The 14,620-nt window shown below is 65.0% G+C and carries 14 protein-coding genes; 7 read left to right on the top strand and 7 right to left on the bottom strand.

Annotated elements, in window-relative coordinates; genetic code table 11:
• Window positions 1–1,386, top strand: a 1,386-nt coding sequence (gene pglZ, locus VLR48_RS10025; protein WP_325291649.1) for a BREX-1 system phosphatase PglZ type B, incomplete at its 5' end; no start/stop codon positions are given.
• Window positions 1,387–1,389: 3 nt separating this feature from the next.
• Window positions 1,390–3,459: a BREX system Lon protease-like protein BrxL gene (gene brxL, locus VLR48_RS10030; RefSeq protein ID WP_325291650.1), complete on the top strand. Its 2,070-nt coding sequence runs from the start codon at window positions 1,390–1,392 to the stop codon at window positions 3,457–3,459.
• 359 nt (window positions 3,460–3,818) lie between these two features.
• On the opposite strand, the gene VLR48_RS10035 is transcribed toward brxL, so the two are convergent.
• Together VLR48_RS10035 and VLR48_RS10040 are read right to left on the bottom strand one after the other, a co-directional pair.
• Window positions 3,819–4,124: an Hpt domain-containing protein gene (locus VLR48_RS10035; RefSeq protein WP_325291651.1), complete on the bottom strand. Its 306-nt coding sequence runs from the start codon at window positions 4,122–4,124 to the stop codon at window positions 3,819–3,821.
• A gap of 4 nt (window positions 4,125–4,128) precedes the next feature.
• The gene (locus tag VLR48_RS10040; RefSeq protein ID WP_414718601.1) at window positions 4,129–4,518 is read right to left on the bottom strand and encodes a DUF302 domain-containing protein; all 390 of its coding nucleotides are present in this window, start codon (window positions 4,516–4,518) and stop codon (window positions 4,129–4,131) included.
• Between the two features lie 502 nt (window positions 4,519–5,020).
• On the opposite strand from VLR48_RS10040, the gene VLR48_RS10045 reads away from it, so the two are divergent.
• The 4 genes from VLR48_RS10045 (at window position 5,021) to VLR48_RS10060 (ending at window position 9,406) form a co-directional block, all read left to right on the top strand.
• Window positions 5,021–5,764: a glutathione peroxidase gene (locus tag VLR48_RS10045; protein WP_325291653.1), complete on the top strand. Its 744-nt coding sequence runs from the start codon at window positions 5,021–5,023 to the stop codon at window positions 5,762–5,764.
• A 90-nt stretch (window positions 5,765–5,854) separates the two neighbouring features.
• The gene (gene gorA / locus VLR48_RS10050; RefSeq protein WP_325291654.1) at window positions 5,855–7,231 is read left to right on the top strand and encodes a glutathione-disulfide reductase; all 1,377 of its coding nucleotides are present in this window, start codon (window positions 5,855–5,857) and stop codon (window positions 7,229–7,231) included.
• A gap of 285 nt (window positions 7,232–7,516) precedes the next feature.
• On the top strand, window positions 7,517–8,506 hold the full coding sequence (gene dusA / locus VLR48_RS10055) for a tRNA dihydrouridine(20/20a) synthase DusA (protein ID WP_325291655.1): 990 nt from the start codon (window positions 7,517–7,519) through the stop codon (window positions 8,504–8,506).
• 24 nt (window positions 8,507–8,530) lie between these two features.
• Entirely contained in the window at window positions 8,531–9,406 is an 876-nt protein-coding gene (locus VLR48_RS10060; RefSeq protein WP_325291656.1) for a DMT family transporter, read from the top strand.
• Here the strand turns inward: VLR48_RS10060 and VLR48_RS10065 are convergent.
• Complete coding sequence (locus VLR48_RS10065; RefSeq protein WP_325291657.1) at window positions 9,393–10,979, bottom strand: AAA family ATPase; 1,587 nt, start codon at window positions 10,977–10,979, stop codon at window positions 9,393–9,395. The genes VLR48_RS10060 and VLR48_RS10065 overlap by 14 nt on opposite strands.
• 130 nt (window positions 10,980–11,109) lie before the next feature.
• Here VLR48_RS10065 and VLR48_RS10070 point away from each other — a divergent pair, with 130 nt between their 5' ends.
• Window positions 11,110–11,310 (top strand): YgaP family membrane protein, encoded by a 201-nt coding sequence (locus tag VLR48_RS10070; RefSeq protein ID WP_093029220.1) that lies wholly within the window; start codon window positions 11,110–11,112, stop codon window positions 11,308–11,310.
• 215 nt (window positions 11,311–11,525) lie between these two features.
• On the opposite strand, the gene rimO is transcribed toward VLR48_RS10070, so the two are convergent.
• The 4 genes from rimO to VLR48_RS10090 all read right to left on the bottom strand — a co-directional run.
• Window positions 11,526–12,851: a 30S ribosomal protein S12 methylthiotransferase RimO gene (gene rimO / locus VLR48_RS10075; protein ID WP_325291658.1), complete on the bottom strand. Its 1,326-nt coding sequence runs from the start codon at window positions 12,849–12,851 to the stop codon at window positions 11,526–11,528.
• A gap of 44 nt (window positions 12,852–12,895) precedes the next feature.
• Entirely contained in the window at window positions 12,896–13,675 is a 780-nt protein-coding gene (locus tag VLR48_RS10080) for a VOC family protein (RefSeq protein WP_325291659.1), read from the bottom strand.
• A gap of 57 nt (window positions 13,676–13,732) precedes the next feature.
• Window positions 13,733–14,344: a hypothetical protein gene (locus VLR48_RS10085; RefSeq protein ID WP_325291660.1), complete on the bottom strand. Its 612-nt coding sequence runs from the start codon at window positions 14,342–14,344 to the stop codon at window positions 13,733–13,735.
• Between the two features lie 33 nt (window positions 14,345–14,377).
• On the bottom strand, window positions 14,378–14,620 hold a 243-nt coding region (locus tag VLR48_RS10090; protein WP_325291661.1), incomplete at its 5' end, for a hypothetical protein.

Here is a 14,620-nt window from a genome sequence, read left to right on the forward strand (position 1 = left end):
ACGCGGCTCAAGCAACTCTGCGCGCAGCATGCGCCGCGAGCCGATTCCTTGTGGGCGGATCTTGGCGAGGCGCCGCTGGCTCGGGCCACCGTGCAGTTGAAGACTCTGGCAGAGTGGATCTCCGCGGGTGTCGGCGGGCACGATTGGGATGCGCTTACCGCGGCCTACCTGGATCGCGGCTGGACGATCGATGCCGCCGCCTGGCGTGCTTACGCCACGGTGCGCGATGCTCGGGACCTGGACGCCGTGACCGCGGCGCTGCGTGCCGTCTATCTCCCTTGGCTGGTCGGTCTCGCGGAGCAGGTGCAGGGTTGGGGCCTGAGCTACCCCGCAGCTAATCCAGCTCAAAGTCCGTCCTTCGAGCCCACCCCGGGGACGGTTTTGGTGTTCGTGGATGGTCTGCGTTGCGATCTCGGCCTGGAGCTGGCTCGCTTGCTCCGTGCTGACGGCCTCACGGTGGAGAGCACCACCCGGTGGGCTGCCCTGCCCACGGTGACGGCGACGGCCAAGCCGGCGTGGCGCCCCCTGGCAGATGCCTTGATCGGCAACAGCCTGCCGGAAGGCTTCGAGCCACAGGACACCGGCACCGGCAAGAACCTGACGACACAGGCATTCCGCAACCTGCTGGCGAGCCATGGGTTGAGCTGGCTGGAGGCAGCGTCCACCGGAGATCCGGCAGGCGCCGCCTGGACCGAGATCGGTACCTTCGATCACGATGGTCATGCCCAGGGGGCGCGCCTGGCCTGGCGCCTGGATGAAGAACTGCGGGCGGTGGCCTTGCGGGTGCGGGATCTGCTCGCAGCCGGTTGGCAACGGGCCGTGCTGATCACAGACCATGGGTGGCTGCTGCTACCGGGCGGATTACCCAAGGTGGATCTGCCGGCGCATCTGACCCAATCGCGCTGGCCGCGCTGCGCCGTGCCGCAGCCCGGCGCTCAGCATGGATTCCCGGAACTGCCCTGGTTCTGGGGCGGTGGCCATTCGGTCGTCTACGCCCCGGGGATTTCGGCGTTCAAGCGCGGCATCGAATACACGCACGGGGGGCTTAGCCTGCAAGAGGCATTGACCCTGACCCTGACCGTCACAGCCGATGGCAAGGGCGCCCACTCCGCTGTCGCGATCCTCAGCACCGACTGGAAGGGCCTTCGGTTGCGGGTGCAGTTACAGGGCGGATTCGCGGGTACCCTGCTCGACATCCGCACGCGGCCAGCGGACGCCGCTTCAAGCGTGCTCGATTCGGACCGGAGGATGCAACCGCCGGACGCGGACGGTGCTGCGGCCTTGTTGGTCACGGATGACCAGCACGAAGGCGCCGCAGCCGTGCTCGTGGTCCTACGCGCGGGGCAGGTGGTGGCCAAGCAGCCCGTGACCATCGGAGGGGATTGACCCATGCAGCTCGACGCGCTCGACCAGCTCGCCGTCCAGGCGTTCGACGGATTCATCGTTCGCAAAGACCTGGTGCGCCGCTTCAAAGGCCAGTATCCGGTGCCCACTTATGTGGGCGAGTTCCTGCTCGGGCGCTACTGCTCCAGCACCGACGAGGCGGAGATCCAGGAGGGCCTGGACATCGTGCAGCGACAGCTCGCCAGCCGCACGGTGCGCGCCGGGGAGGAGGAGCTGTTCAAGGCCCGCGCGAAGGAGCAGGGCCGGGTCAAGCTGATCGACCTGATCACCGCACGCCTGGACACAAAGAACGATTGCTTCGTCGCGGAACTGCCGAGCCTGCGCCTCAAGGAGGTCCGCATCGACGATGCCCTCGTCCACAACCATGAGCGAATGCTCACCGGCGGCTTCTACGCCGAGGTCGACCTGAGCTATGACCCCAGCATCGCCGAGGAGAAGAACGGCCGCCCCTTCGGCATCGAGACGCTGCGCGAGATCCAGCTCTCCAAACGCGATGCGCTGGACACCCTCGCCCGCGGGCGCGCCGCCTTCAGCTTCGAGCAGTGGCAAGCGTTCCTATTGCGCAGCGTCGGGCTGGAGCCCGAGAGCCTCACGCCCCGGACCCGCGACGTCATGCTGCTGCGGATGGTTCCCTTCGTTGAGAACAATTACAACGCCGTAGAGTTGGGGCCGCGCGGGACCGGCAAGAGCCATCTGTTCCAGCAGGTGTCGCCTTACGCGCACCTGGTCTCGGGCGGCAAGGCGTCGGTGGCGCGCATGTTCGTCAACAACAGCACCGGTCAGCGGGGCCTGGTGTGTCAGTACGACGTGGTCTGCTTCGACGAGGTCTCGGGGATCAGCTTCGACCAAAAGGACGGGGTCAACATCATGAAGGGCTACATGGAGTCCGGCGAGTTCAGCCGCGGCAAGGAGAGTATCCGCGGCTTCGGTAGCATCGTCATGGTCGGGAACTTCGAGGTGGATGTTGTCCACCAGCAGCGCGTCGGCCATCTGTTCGGCCCGATGCCGCCGGAGATGCGCGACGACACCGCCTTCATGGACCGCATCCACGCCTACATGCCGGGTTGGGACATCCCCAAGGTCAACCGCGAGCAGCTCACCGACCATTTCGGCCTGGTGAGCGACTTCCTGTCCTCCTGCTGGAATCACCTGCGGGCATCCTCGCGCTTGCAGAACTTCCAGGGGCGCATCCAGTTCGGCGGGGCCTTGAGCGGGCGCGATGTCAACGCAGTCCAGAAGACCATGAACGGGCTATTGAAGCTGATGTTCCCCTACGCCAATACGGAAGGCGCCGGGACGGCCGACCAGGAGATCCCGGATCACGCCATCGAATGGGCCGCCCGACTCGCGCTGGAGTGCCGCCGCCGCGTCAAGGAGCAACAGAAGCGGATCGGCTCCGCGGAGTTCCGCAACACACACTTCAGCTTCCAGATGGGGTTGGACGGGGTTGAACAGTTCGTCTCCACCCCGGAGCTGCAAAACGAGGACAGCATCGGGGACGATCCGCTGCCGCCCGGACAGATCTGGGTTCTCTCGCCCGGTGGGCTGGAGGAGCATCCCGGGCTCTATCGCTTGGACGTCACCCAGGGGCCGGGGTCCGGTGTGAAGATCCTCAACCAGCCCCCGCCCGCGCCCTTCAAGGAGAGCGTTCGCTGTGCCGAGCAGAATCTGTATACGCGAGCCAAAAACCTGGTCGGCGACCGAGATCCTCGGGCCCATGAGTTCTCGGTCCAGATGCGCGCCTTCGACGCCGGCAAGTCCGGAACTGCCACAGGCGTCGGGGCCTTGCTCGCGCTGTGCTCGGCCCTGCTGGAGAAAAGCCTCAAGGGCGGACTGATCGTCGTCGGCGGCCTGAACCTGGGCGGGTCCATCGAGCCGGTCTACAACGTGGTCAGCGTGGTCGAGGCTGCGGCGGACAAGGGGGCAAAGACCATCCTGCTGCCGGTGACCACACGCAAACAGCTCATCGAGCTGGATGACGACGTCGCCACGCGCGTCACCGTGGTGTTTTACTCCGACGCCAGGGATGCGTTGCTGAAGGCGCTGATCGAGTGAAAGGTTCGGATGGTCGGGATTTCGTGCGTAGCCGTGCACGACCGTTCGTCGGATATTTCGAGTCGGTTCACACGGGAGAAACTCGATTGCTCTCGCCGAAGTTCGAGCCGCTATCGACCCTAAACGAGGGACAGGTTTGGGGGCAACTCCGCGAGGCACATAGATGAATAACGCTTATGAAACAATGCAGATATTAGACAAGTTCGGTAGACTTCAGCATCACATTTCCCACGTCCAGATGCCCTTACAGCAATGGGCGCGCCCAAGGGCCACGAGGTAGCGGTTCTTCCGGTAAGAGCGCGCGCCTAAGTGCATTGCACCGACCGGTCTCGGCACTGGCCGGGGCAAGGTCGGACCGATCAGCCATCCCGATGCCCGGCCCCCTCCGAAAAAAGACTCGACGAGGCGGCTTGGGTCTCGGCAGTCAACCGCTCGAGCGCCGGAAGATGGCGGGTCAGGCAATCGAGATCCCCTTGACGACCGGCCTGCTCCATCTCCAAAGCCAATGCTCCGAGCTTCGCGGCACCGAAGGTCAACGCGCTCCCTTTCAGCGCATGCGCTTCGTGGCATGCCGCCGCGGGATCGCCGCTTAGGACCGCCCTCTCGATGGAGCGACGACGTCGTTCCGACTCGGTATCCTCGCGCGGGGTCGATGGTGCCGCCACGCGCTTAGGCCGACAATCCGTCGCGAACCCGATCGAGCCGCTCGCGCACCGCGGCGGCGATGGCGGGCATGTCGGGATGGTCGACCAGGCCGAGAACCGAGATCGGATCCATGAAGGAGACGCTGACACCTCCGTCGTCCTCCTCGCGCACGAGGACATTGCACGGCAGCAACAAGCCGATGTCCGGGTCAATCTCGATGGCCTGCCTCGCGAAACTCGGATTACAGGCGCCGAGGATACGATAGGGTCGGCGATCAACGCCGAGCCGCGCCTTCAAGGTCGCCTGAACATCAATGTCGCTCAGAATTCCGAAGCCCTCTTCTTTAAGGCAATGAGAAACTTTGAGAATCGCGTCATCGAAGGTCATCGAGACCCGCACACCAAAACCGTACATCGCATTCACCCTCATGTCTTGTTAGCGAAGCATCGGGTTTGCACGCAAACCGGCATCTTCAGATCGCGTGATGCCCCGGCAGGATCGCGTCCGGGCCCGGCATCAATGATGCGACACCGCGCTCCGACACCGCTTGAGCCGGCTGCATGGCCTTACAGCTTAGCAAGAGTTTAGGCGGGATCCGACAAACCGCACGCTGAACCGTTGAACCGGGTCAATCGACCCCAAAGATCGTGCCCGTGACAAGGGTCGGAATCGCGAGGCAAGGCTCGGAGGGTCGGCGCAGAGCTTGAGCACGGCGGTCGTTCGCTCACGACGAGCGTCCGCGTGTGATCAGGGGGCGTTTCTCGCGACGTCGACTATCGTCAAATACGATCGGATCGATACAAGCAATCCATTTTACTTATCAATGGGCCGCCGCTATCCTGCAACCCATCGACGCAAATCAGCCACGACGATCCTTTCACTTCACCCTTTTTACTCAACCTTGGAGACTAACCCCATGTTCGAGAATCGCATCGGCAGCCGCGTTCCGCAGGTCACCTTTCATACCCGTCAGGGCGCCGAGTGGGTCGACGTCACGACCGACGATATCTTCAAGGGCAAGACCGTCGCGGTCTTCTCCTTGCCGGGCGCCTTCACGCCGACTTGCTCGTCTTCGCATGTGCCGCGCTACAACCAGCTGGCTCCTGTCTTCAAGAAGCACGGCGTCGACGAGATCGTCTGTATGTCGGTGAACGACACATTCGTCATGAACGAATGGAAGAAGGCGCAGCACGCCGACAACATCACCTTCATCCCGGACGGCAACGGCGAGTTCACCGACGGCATGGGCATGCTGGTCGACAAAGACGATCTGGGCTTCGGCAAGCGGTCCTGGCGCTACTCGATGCTGGTGCGCGACGGCGTGGTCGACCAGATGTTCATCGAGCCCGAGGTCGAAGGCGACCCCTACGGTGTCTCCGACGCCGACACCATGCTCGGCTATTTGGCGCCCGAGGCTGCGAAGCCGCACGACGTCACCGTGATGACCCGTGACGGCTGCCCCTTCTGCGTCAAGGCGAAAGAGGCGCTGCGCAATGCCGGGATCGCCTACGAAGAGCTGGTGCTGAACCGTGACTACACCGAGCAGACGTTGCGGGCTGTCGCGCATGCAGCGACCGTTCCGCAGGTCTTCATCGACGGCAAGCTGATCGGCGGGTCCGACGCCGTCGAGGCTTGGTTGAAGGAGCATCACGCCGCTTAAGATCGGCTCGGCGAGGTCGGCGGGCGATCCGGCTGCGACCGGATCGCCCCATCCGAGGCGAATCCAAGAATGGACCGGGAGTCATCAAGAATGAGTCAGCATTTCGACCTGATCGCCATCGGAGGCGGGAGCGGCGGCTTGGCCGTGGCCGAGAAAGCCGCGCAGCTCGGTCGGCGCGTCGCCGTGGTCGAGACGGGAAAGCTCGGCGGCACCTGCGTGAACGCCGGCTGCGTCCCCAAGAAGGTCATGTGGTACGGCGCCAACCTGGCGGCGGCCGTTGCCGATGCACCCGATTTCGGCGTCAAGGTGCAGTCCGAGGGAATCGATTGGCCCATGCTCGTTGCGGGGCGTAATCGCTATGTCGCCGACATCAATGGCTACTGGGACGGCTACGTCGAGCGGCAAGGCATCACACGCATTCAAGGTCAGGCGCGCTTCGTCGACGCCAGGACCATCGCAGTCGGCGAGGATCACTACAGCGCCGACCATATCGTCATCGCCACCGGCGGCCGCCCGATTGTGCCGCGGATGCCGGGGGCGGAGCTGGGCATCACCTCCGACGGCTTTTTCGCGCTGGAGGCTCAACCCAAGCGCGTCGCCATCATCGGCGGGGGCTACATCGGCGTGGAGCTCGCCGGGGTCCTGCGCGCACTCGGCACCGAGGTCACCATCGTGGCGCTCGAGGATCGCGTGCTCTTCCTCTTCGACCCCATGATCAGCGAGACGCTGGCTGAGAACATGGCTGCAGACGGCATCGAGATGCGGCTCGAATTCGAGGTCGCGGCGCTCGAGAAGAATGCCGACGGCCTCGCTCTGGTTACGCGCGACGGCGAGCGTCTGGGCGGCTTCGACACGCTCCTCTGGGCGGTCGGGCGGACACCGAACACGCGCGAGCTCAACCTGGAAGCCGTGGGCGTCACCATGCAGCCGAACGGCATCGTCCCGGTCGACGCGTATCAAAACACCAACGTGCCGGGCATCTATGCCATCGGCGACGTGATCGGACGCGAGCCCCTGACCCCGGTCGCCATCGCCGCCGGGCGCCGCTTGGCCGAGCGCCTGTTCGGCGGTAAGCCGGATCTGAAGCTCGACTACGAGAACGTCCCGACCGTGGTCTTCGCTCACCCGCCGATCGGCAAGGTCGGCTTGACCGAGCCCGAGGCGCGCGAGCGCTACGGCGACACCCTGACGGTCTACGAGACCAGCTTCACCCCCATGCGCTACGCACTGAACGCGCACGGCCCCAAGACCGCGATGAAGCTGGTATGCGTCGGTCCCGAGGAGCGGGTCGTCGGCATCCATGCGATCGGCGACGGTGTCGACGAGATGATGCAGGGTTTCGGCGTGGCGGTGAAGATGGGCGCAACCAAGGCTGACTTGGACTCGACGGTGGCGATCCACCCGAGCAGCGCCGAGGAGCTAGTCACCCTCAAGGAGCCTGTGAGGCGTCCTGGTCAGGGTTCTTGATCCAAAAGGCCCCGATCGACCGACCCCGACCCGAAGGTCGGCGGTCGATCGCGAGCGGGCCATTCACCGACGGGTAGGGAACACCCGCAGCTCGCCCGAGATCCCGACCAAACAGAACGCGAGGATAGGCATCGGTCCTGTCCTCGCGCCCGCACGGCCCGCGAATGTTTCCGGCGCCCCGATCCGACGTCCCGAACCGGTACCCGCCGACGTCGTACGCGGATAGACTAAGCGCCGTCGTTCGGTCACACCGACTCATTCAACCCCCGGTTGCTAGGCACGTCTTTGTCTTCCCTCCCCGCACCCGTGCTGGACCGCCGTCTGTCTGTCGCCCCGATGCTCGACTGGACCAATAGGCACTGCCGTTATTTCCTGCGTCTTCTCAGCCGACACACCCTGCTCTACACCGAGATGGTCACGACGGGTGCCCTCATTCACGGTGAACGCGAGCGCTTCCTCGGCTTCGATCCGGCCGAGCGCCCGATCGCGCTCCAGCTCGGCGGATCGGCCCCCGGGGACATGGCGCGCTGTGCACGGATGGGCGCCGATCGGGGTTACGACGAGATCAACATCAACGTCGGATGTCCGTCCGACCGGGTGCAGAACGGCCGGTTCGGCGCCTGTTTGATGGCCGAGCCGCGACTGGTCGCGGACTGCGTGGCGGCGATGAAGGACGCCGTGGCGGTGCCGGTGACCGTCAAGACCCGCATCGGGATCGACGATCGCGACAGCTACGGCGAGCTTCTGGACTTTGCAGGCGCCGTGACCGAGGCCGGCTGCGACGCGCTCGTCGTGCATGCGCGCAAGGCCTGGCTTGCCGGGCTGAGCCCGAAGGAGAACCGGGACATCCCGCCGCTGCGCTACGACGTGGTCGAGCAGCTCAAGCGCGATCTGCCGCAGCAAGCAATCGCGATCAACGGGGGCATCAAGACCCTGGACGAGGCCAAAGGGTTTCTCGAGACGCTCGACGGGGTCATGATCGGTCGCGAGGCCTATCACAACCCTTGGATCCTCGCCGAGGCGGACCGCATGATCTTCGGAGATGATCGGCGCTCGCCGACGCGCAACGAGGTCCTCGGCGCCTTCCTGCCCTACGTGGAGCGCGAGCTGGCGAAGGGCACGCCGCTGAGCGCCATGAGCCGACACATCCTCGCTCTCTTCCAAGGCCAACCCGGCGCACGCGCCTGGCGACGCCATCTCAGCGAGCAGGCGCATCGCCCGGGCGCAGGCGTCGAGGTCCTGACCGCCAAGCTGCCGCCCGAACCGCGGCCTTAGCCGGCGGCCCCCGCGCGCGGCGCCATGGACTGGGTCAGCCTCTCCTTGCTTTGCGCCTTCAGCCTGGCGAGTGCGGACGCCGCAACCAAGGCTTGGCTGCAAGGCTTCTCGGCGCGCGAGCTGGTCGCGGTGCGCTTCGGCGTCGTGGGACTCCTCATGACGCCGCTGCTGATCGGCATGCCGCCGGTACTGGATCTGCCGCCGGCCTTTTGGGTGTGGATCGCGTTCCTCATCCCGTTGGAAATCGCCGCGATGCTGCTCTACATGGCGGCGATCCGCGACCATCCGCTCTCGCTCACCCTGCCCTACCTGGCCTTCACCCCGGTGTTCGTCATGGCGGTGGCGTGGGTGCTGCTCGGCGAAGAGGTCAGTCCGCTCGGTGCGGCGGGTGTGGGGTTGGTGGTGGCCGGCGCCTGGCTGCTCAACAGCCGACATGCCAGCCGCCGCGATTGGCGAAGTTGGACACGTCCGTTCGCGGCCATCGTCGAGGAGCCCGGCTCGCGGATGATGCTGGCGGTGGCGGCCATCTATGCCCTGACCGCGACCCTAGGCAAAGGGGCCATGCGGCACATGGACCCGGAGTTTTTCGGGGCCTTCTACTTTGCACTGCTCGGCGCGGCCGTTTGTCTGCTGATCCTGTTGCCGCGGCCTCGGATTCTGCTCAAGCTGGCGCGCCGACCCGGACCTGTGCTGCTCGTCGGTCTCCTGATGGGTCTGATGGTCTACACCCACTTCCTTGCCGTGCAACAGGTCGAGGTGGCGTACATGATCGCCGTCAAACGCACCAGCCTGCTCTTCGGCATCCTCTACGGCGTCCTGATCTTCCGCGAGACCGGGTTCTCGACACGTCTGCCGGGCGGTCTGCTGATGCTCGCCGGAGTGGCGCTCATTGCTCGGTAGGCGCATCCAGCGAGCCGAAGACCGACTCGATCCGGTCGAGCACCTCGGCCAACGAGGGCGTTTGGCTAGTGTCGATGAAAACCGCGCGGGCGCGCTCGTCGGACGCCAAGGGCTCCAAGGCTCGCCGTTGACGCTCGAGAACCCGCAAGTCGGCGTCCGAGACATCCTGGTTTTCGGCGCGCCGCCGGATGATGCGGTTACGCAGCAGATCCACGGGTGCATCGAGCGCCAAGATCGCGGCCGGGATGCGGTGCCGTCGGGCGAAGTCCCAAAAGAGTGCGCGCCGCGCAGCACAGATGAAGGTCGCATCGACCAGCACGTCGTAGCCGTAGCCGAGGATCGCCTCGGCCAGCCGCAGCAGCCGTGCGTAGGTCCAAGCGGTCGCGGTCGGAAAATAGATTCCGGCGTCGAGCGACGCGCGGGTGGACACGGTCTCGGAGATGCCGAAGAGACGCTTGCGCTCGATGTCGGAGCGCAGATGGATCAACGGGAGCGCCTCGCGGAGCCGGCGCGCCATGTAGCTCTTGCCGGACCCGGACATTCCGCACGCAAGCAGAAGCCGGGGCGAGCGAGGACCGATGTAGGACTCGGCAAGCTCCAGATAACGGATGCAGATACTGCGATCGAGGGCCTGTTGGGCCGGTTCCAGATCGGGCTGTCCGAGACGGATCGCCATGACCTTGGCCCGCACGAGCGCGCGATACACCTTGTAGAGATCCAACAGCGCCAGCAGCTCGTAGTCACCGCTGCGCTCGAGATAGCGGTTCAGGAAACGCCGCGCCAACGTCGTCGCGCCCGATTCCTCCAGGTCCATGATCAGGAAGGCGATCTCGCTCGCCGTGTCGATCCAGCGCAGGAATGGATTGAACTCGATCGCGTCGAAGATGCGGATCTCCCCGTCGACCAAGGCGATGTTGCCGCGATGCATGTCGCCGTGACACTCGCGGACATAGCCGTTGCGGCGCCGCCGCTCGATCATGGGGCTCAGGGCCTGCCAGCGCATGCGTGTCCAGGTTTCGAGACGATCCAGTCGATCGCGCGGATCCGGCAGCAGGGCGCGGGAGCGAATCTGCATCAGATTCTCGACCATGGGAGCAAGCACCGCCTCCGGAGTCCCGTACGGGCTTTCGATATCGGCGACGGGGATCCGGGCATGAAACTCCGCGATCTCCACGGCCAAGCGATCGATCAGCTCGCCGGACAGCTCCTGACGGTCGAGCAGCGCCTCTTGCGGGAAACGATGCATCTGCACGGCATACTCATGCGCCGGACCGGATCCGCCGATGTGCGGCGCGCTTGCGGTGCCGGTGACGGCAACCACGCCCAGATAGAGATCCGGCGCCAGGCGCCGATTCAACCGCAGCTCCTCCTCGCAGCAGCGGCGGCGGCGTTCCAGCGTGGAGAAATCGAGAAAACCCAGGTCGATCGGCTTCTTGAGCTTGTAGGCGAATGCGCCCGCGAGAAACACGTGCGAGATGTGTGTCTCGATGCGCTCGACCGCATCGACTGGATGCGGATAGGCATCCGGTCGCATCAGGGCTTCGAGCAAGCGCGGAAAGTCGTCGACGTCCACGGTGCAGCTACCCTCGTCCGCTCGACAAAAACCTTATGTCAATCGACCTTGAACCGAGTATAAGCGTTCTTTAATATCCCGCAGGATATTCGTCCTTCCCAACCCGCAATCCGCACCTTTGGAGATATTCATGTCTATCGAGCGCATCGTGTTTGCCGTCGCCGGCGCCTTCATCCTGATCTCGCTCCTGCTTGCGCACTACGTCAGCCCCTACTGGATGTGGTTCACGGCCTTCGTCGGCCTGAACCTCCTGCAGTCCGCCTTCACCGGATTCTGCCCCTTGGCCGTGATCCTGAAGAAGATGGGCAAGAAGGCCGGCCCTGCGTTCTGACGCCCACTGAACCGCGTCCAGAGCCTAAACCGCGTTCGGAGCGATCTCTGCCGCGTCGTCCTTTGGGTCGGCCTCGTCGCAGACACGAGCCTCGGCGCAACGCGGTTTAGGAAAATTAATATTTATTCATGACTTAAATCGCGTCGGCGCCGGCCTCGCATGGATGTGAGGATCCCGCCCAACGCTCCGAGCTCACCTATCGCAAAGGACGCGATTTAATCGGGAATCGGCTGCGCCCAGAGATCATGGTCGCCTGCATCCGTGACCTCGACCTCGATGAAATCCCCCGGATCCAACTCCCAGCCGCCGGCGATGATGACCTCGCCGTCGATCTCGGGTGCGTCGGCGTAGCTGCGGGCGATCACCTCGTCCTCCCCGACCTCGTCGACCAGCACCGTCATCCGCTGACCGATGCGCTCGGCGAGCTTGGCCCGGCTGATCTCGGCCTGCACGGCCATGAAGCGCTCGACCCGCTCGTGCTTGACCGGCTCCGGGACAGGATCGGGCAGCGCGTTGGCGGTTGCGCCCTCGACCGGGGAATAAGGGAAACAGCCGACGCGATCGAGCCGAGCGGCACGCAGGAAGTCGAGCAGCTCCTCGAACTCCGTCTCGGTCTCGCCCGGAAAACCGACGATGAAGGTGCTGCGCATGACCAGCTCCGGGCACTGCTCGCGCCAGCGCGAGAACCGGTCGAGCACCTTCTCGGTCGCCGCCGGACGGCGCATCGCCCGCAGAATCGGCTCGCTCCCGTGCTGCAGCGGCATGTCGAGATAAGGCAGGATCAGCCCCTCCGCCATCAGCGGGATCAGCTCGTCCACATGCGGATAGGGATAGACATAGTGCAGTCGAACCCAGGCCGGCAGCTCGCCGAGTGCGCGCGCCAGGTTGACCGTATCGGTCTTGAGCGGCCGGCCCTTCCAGAAATCCGGCCGGTAGCGCAGGTCCAGCCCGTAGGCGCTGGTGTCCTGCGAGATGATCAGAAGCTCGCGTACCCCCGACTCCACCAGCCGCTCGGCTTCTGCGAGCACCTCGCCGATCGGGCGGCTCGCCAGATCGCCGCGTAGGCTCGGGATGATGCAGAAGCTGCACCGATGGTTGCAGCCCTCCGAGATCTTGAGATAGGCAAAGTGCCGCGGCGTGAGCTTCACCCCCTGCGGCGGCACCAGGCTGACGAAGGGATCATGCGGCGCCGGCAGCTGCGCATGCACCGCAGCCATCACCTCGTCGAGTGCATGCGGCCCCGTCACCGCAAGGACCTCGGGATGGGCCTTGCGAACGATCTCGGCACGCGCACCCAGGCAACCCGTCACGATGACGCGACCGTTGGCGTGCAACGCCTCGCCGATGGCATCGAGCGACTCCTCGACCGCATCGTCGATGAAGCCGCAGGTGTTGACGATGACGAGATCGGCATCCTCGTAGCTCGGCGGGATGCCGTAGCCCTCCGCACGCAACTGCGTGAGGATCCGCTCCGAATCCACCGTCGCCTTGGGACAGCCGAGGCTGATGAATCCGACCTTGGGGGTTTGCGTCATCGACATGGGGTCAACCGGGATCTACTACATTCAAAGAAAACCGACACGCCTCAAGGGTGCCCGAACTGGATCACGGCGAAGATGGCGCCCTGCGGGTCGCCGAGGAAGGCGAATCGGCCGACATTCTCGACCTCCTTCGGATCCATGACGATGCTGCCGCCCAGGCGCTTGGCCGTCGCCAAGGCACGATCGCAATCCTCGACGCCGAAGTAGATCGACCAGTTCGGCGGCATCGAGCCCCATTCGGCGTCGAGCTCGATCATGCCGCCGACCTCCTTGCCGTCGAGCTCGAACAGCGTGTAACGCCCGTCCATCAAGCTCTTGCTGGTGCGTGCGGTCCAGCCGAAGAGGTCTTGGTAGAAACGCGAAGCGGCCTTGGTGTTGCGGGTCTGCAGCTCGCTCCAGCTGCGCGCGCCGTAGGTGTTGTCGAGCTCGGCGCCGAACAGCGAGCCCGGCTCCCAGAGTCCGAGCACGGCGCCGGTGGGATCCTGAATGAAGGCCATGCGTCCGAGCTGCATCACATCGACGGCGGGCATCACCAGGCGACCGCCCAGCTCGACGGCCTGCGCGGCGCTCGCCTGAACGTCCATCACTCGGACATAGCTCGCCCAGTAGGGAAAGGCGCCTTGCTCGGGCGCCATCTCGTAGAGTGCGGCGGCTCGCTTGCCGTCGCGCTTGAGGATGCTGTAAGGCACCTCGTAGTCGGTCGCCAGGTCATCGGAGGTCCAGCCAAAGATCTCGCCGTAAAAGGTCTTCGCGGCCTCGGGGGCATTCGTCGCCAGATCGACCCAGCAGAAGGTGCCGGGTGGGTAGCTTGTCATCTCGGCCATGGAGCCTTCCTCGGTGCGGATCCTTGATTCGGATCGTTAAGGTTGAATGCTGCGGGATCAGTCGACATCCGAATCGGCACGCCGGCCTTTGCGACCCGTCAAACGGCGCGGCGGCGGGTCGCCGTCCATCATCATGAGCATGCGCTCCTCCTCGGCGAGACGCTTGGCGGCGAGATGCTTCTCCTGCCGCACCCGGACGGTGTAGCCGAGCGCCGCACCTCCGGCCGTCGTCAGGGTCAGCAGCCCGAGTGTGACGAACTGAGCCAGCATCATGGCCACGCCCAGACCGACGGCACCGCCGACAACGACGCCGGTCTTGAGGTTGGCACCCATCGAGCCGCGATGCCGAACCTTGGCCTGAAGGACCGCGTTGTCACGTCCGACCTTCGCGCGGATCTGCTCGGCCTTGACGCGGATCTTCTCGCGTTCCTTGGAGAAACGCTCGCTGACCCGCGAGACGGTGCGATGGCGATCAGCCGCAACGATGGTATTGAACCAAAAGGCGACCAGCGTGCCGATCGAGCCGCCCAACAGCAGGAAGAGCGGCCAGGTCGTCTGCCAGTCGGTGCTCAAGGCCGTATAGACCAAGAGCCCCGTGACGCCCTGGAGGAGAAAGATCCCGATCAGGAAGCGAACCAAGCTGCCCACACCGGTTGGAATGATATTCATCGTCTGCGTCTGCACTCCCTGGCGTCGAGCGGGTCAGGCACTCGGCGGCTCGTTCTTCAAGAGGCCGGCAACGCCGAGCATCAAACGACCGATCGCCGCTCGTGCTCCGGTTTCGCCCGGCCCCCCCAGCATAAAAAACCATACCGGCTCTGCGGTCGCCACCGTCCCCGCATTGCCGGATTGTGGCGCGCGCACGCCTCGGAGTCGATCGCGGATCGCCGCCAGACTCTCCGGGCGGCCGGCGAGCTCGGGGCCGATACCCCGATCGAAGGCATC

It is taken from the genome of Thiocapsa sp. (assembly GCF_035467215.1).
In the GTDB taxonomy this organism is placed as follows: domain Bacteria; phylum Pseudomonadota; class Gammaproteobacteria; order Chromatiales; family Chromatiaceae; genus Thiocapsa.

Excerpts from the sequence above, each read along its gene's own strand:
- rimO (WP_325291658.1), bottom strand. The coding sequence starts at position 12,851 with ATGTCGATGACGCAAACCCCCAAGGTCGGATTCATCAGCCTCGGCTGT.
- VLR48_RS10085 (WP_325291660.1), bottom strand. The coding sequence starts at position 14,344 with ATGAATATCATTCCAACCGGTGTGGGCAGCTTGGTTCGCTTCCTGATC.
- VLR48_RS10080 (WP_325291659.1), bottom strand. The coding sequence starts at position 13,675 with ATGGCCGAGATGACAAGCTACCCACCCGGCACCTTCTGCTGGGTCGAT.
- brxL (WP_325291650.1), top strand. The coding sequence starts at position 1,390 with ATGCAGCTCGACGCGCTCGACCAGCTCGCCGTCCAGGCGTTCGACGGA.
- gorA (WP_325291654.1), top strand. The coding sequence starts at position 5,855 with ATGAGTCAGCATTTCGACCTGATCGCCATCGGAGGCGGGAGCGGCGGC.
- VLR48_RS10070 (WP_093029220.1), top strand. The coding sequence starts at position 11,110 with ATGTCTATCGAGCGCATCGTGTTTGCCGTCGCCGGCGCCTTCATCCTG.
- VLR48_RS10045 (WP_325291653.1), top strand. The coding sequence starts at position 5,021 with ATGTTCGAGAATCGCATCGGCAGCCGCGTTCCGCAGGTCACCTTTCAT.
- VLR48_RS10060 (WP_325291656.1), top strand. The coding sequence starts at position 8,531 with ATGGACTGGGTCAGCCTCTCCTTGCTTTGCGCCTTCAGCCTGGCGAGT.
- VLR48_RS10040 (WP_414718601.1), bottom strand. The coding sequence starts at position 4,518 with ATGTACGGTTTTGGTGTGCGGGTCTCGATGACCTTCGATGACGCGATT.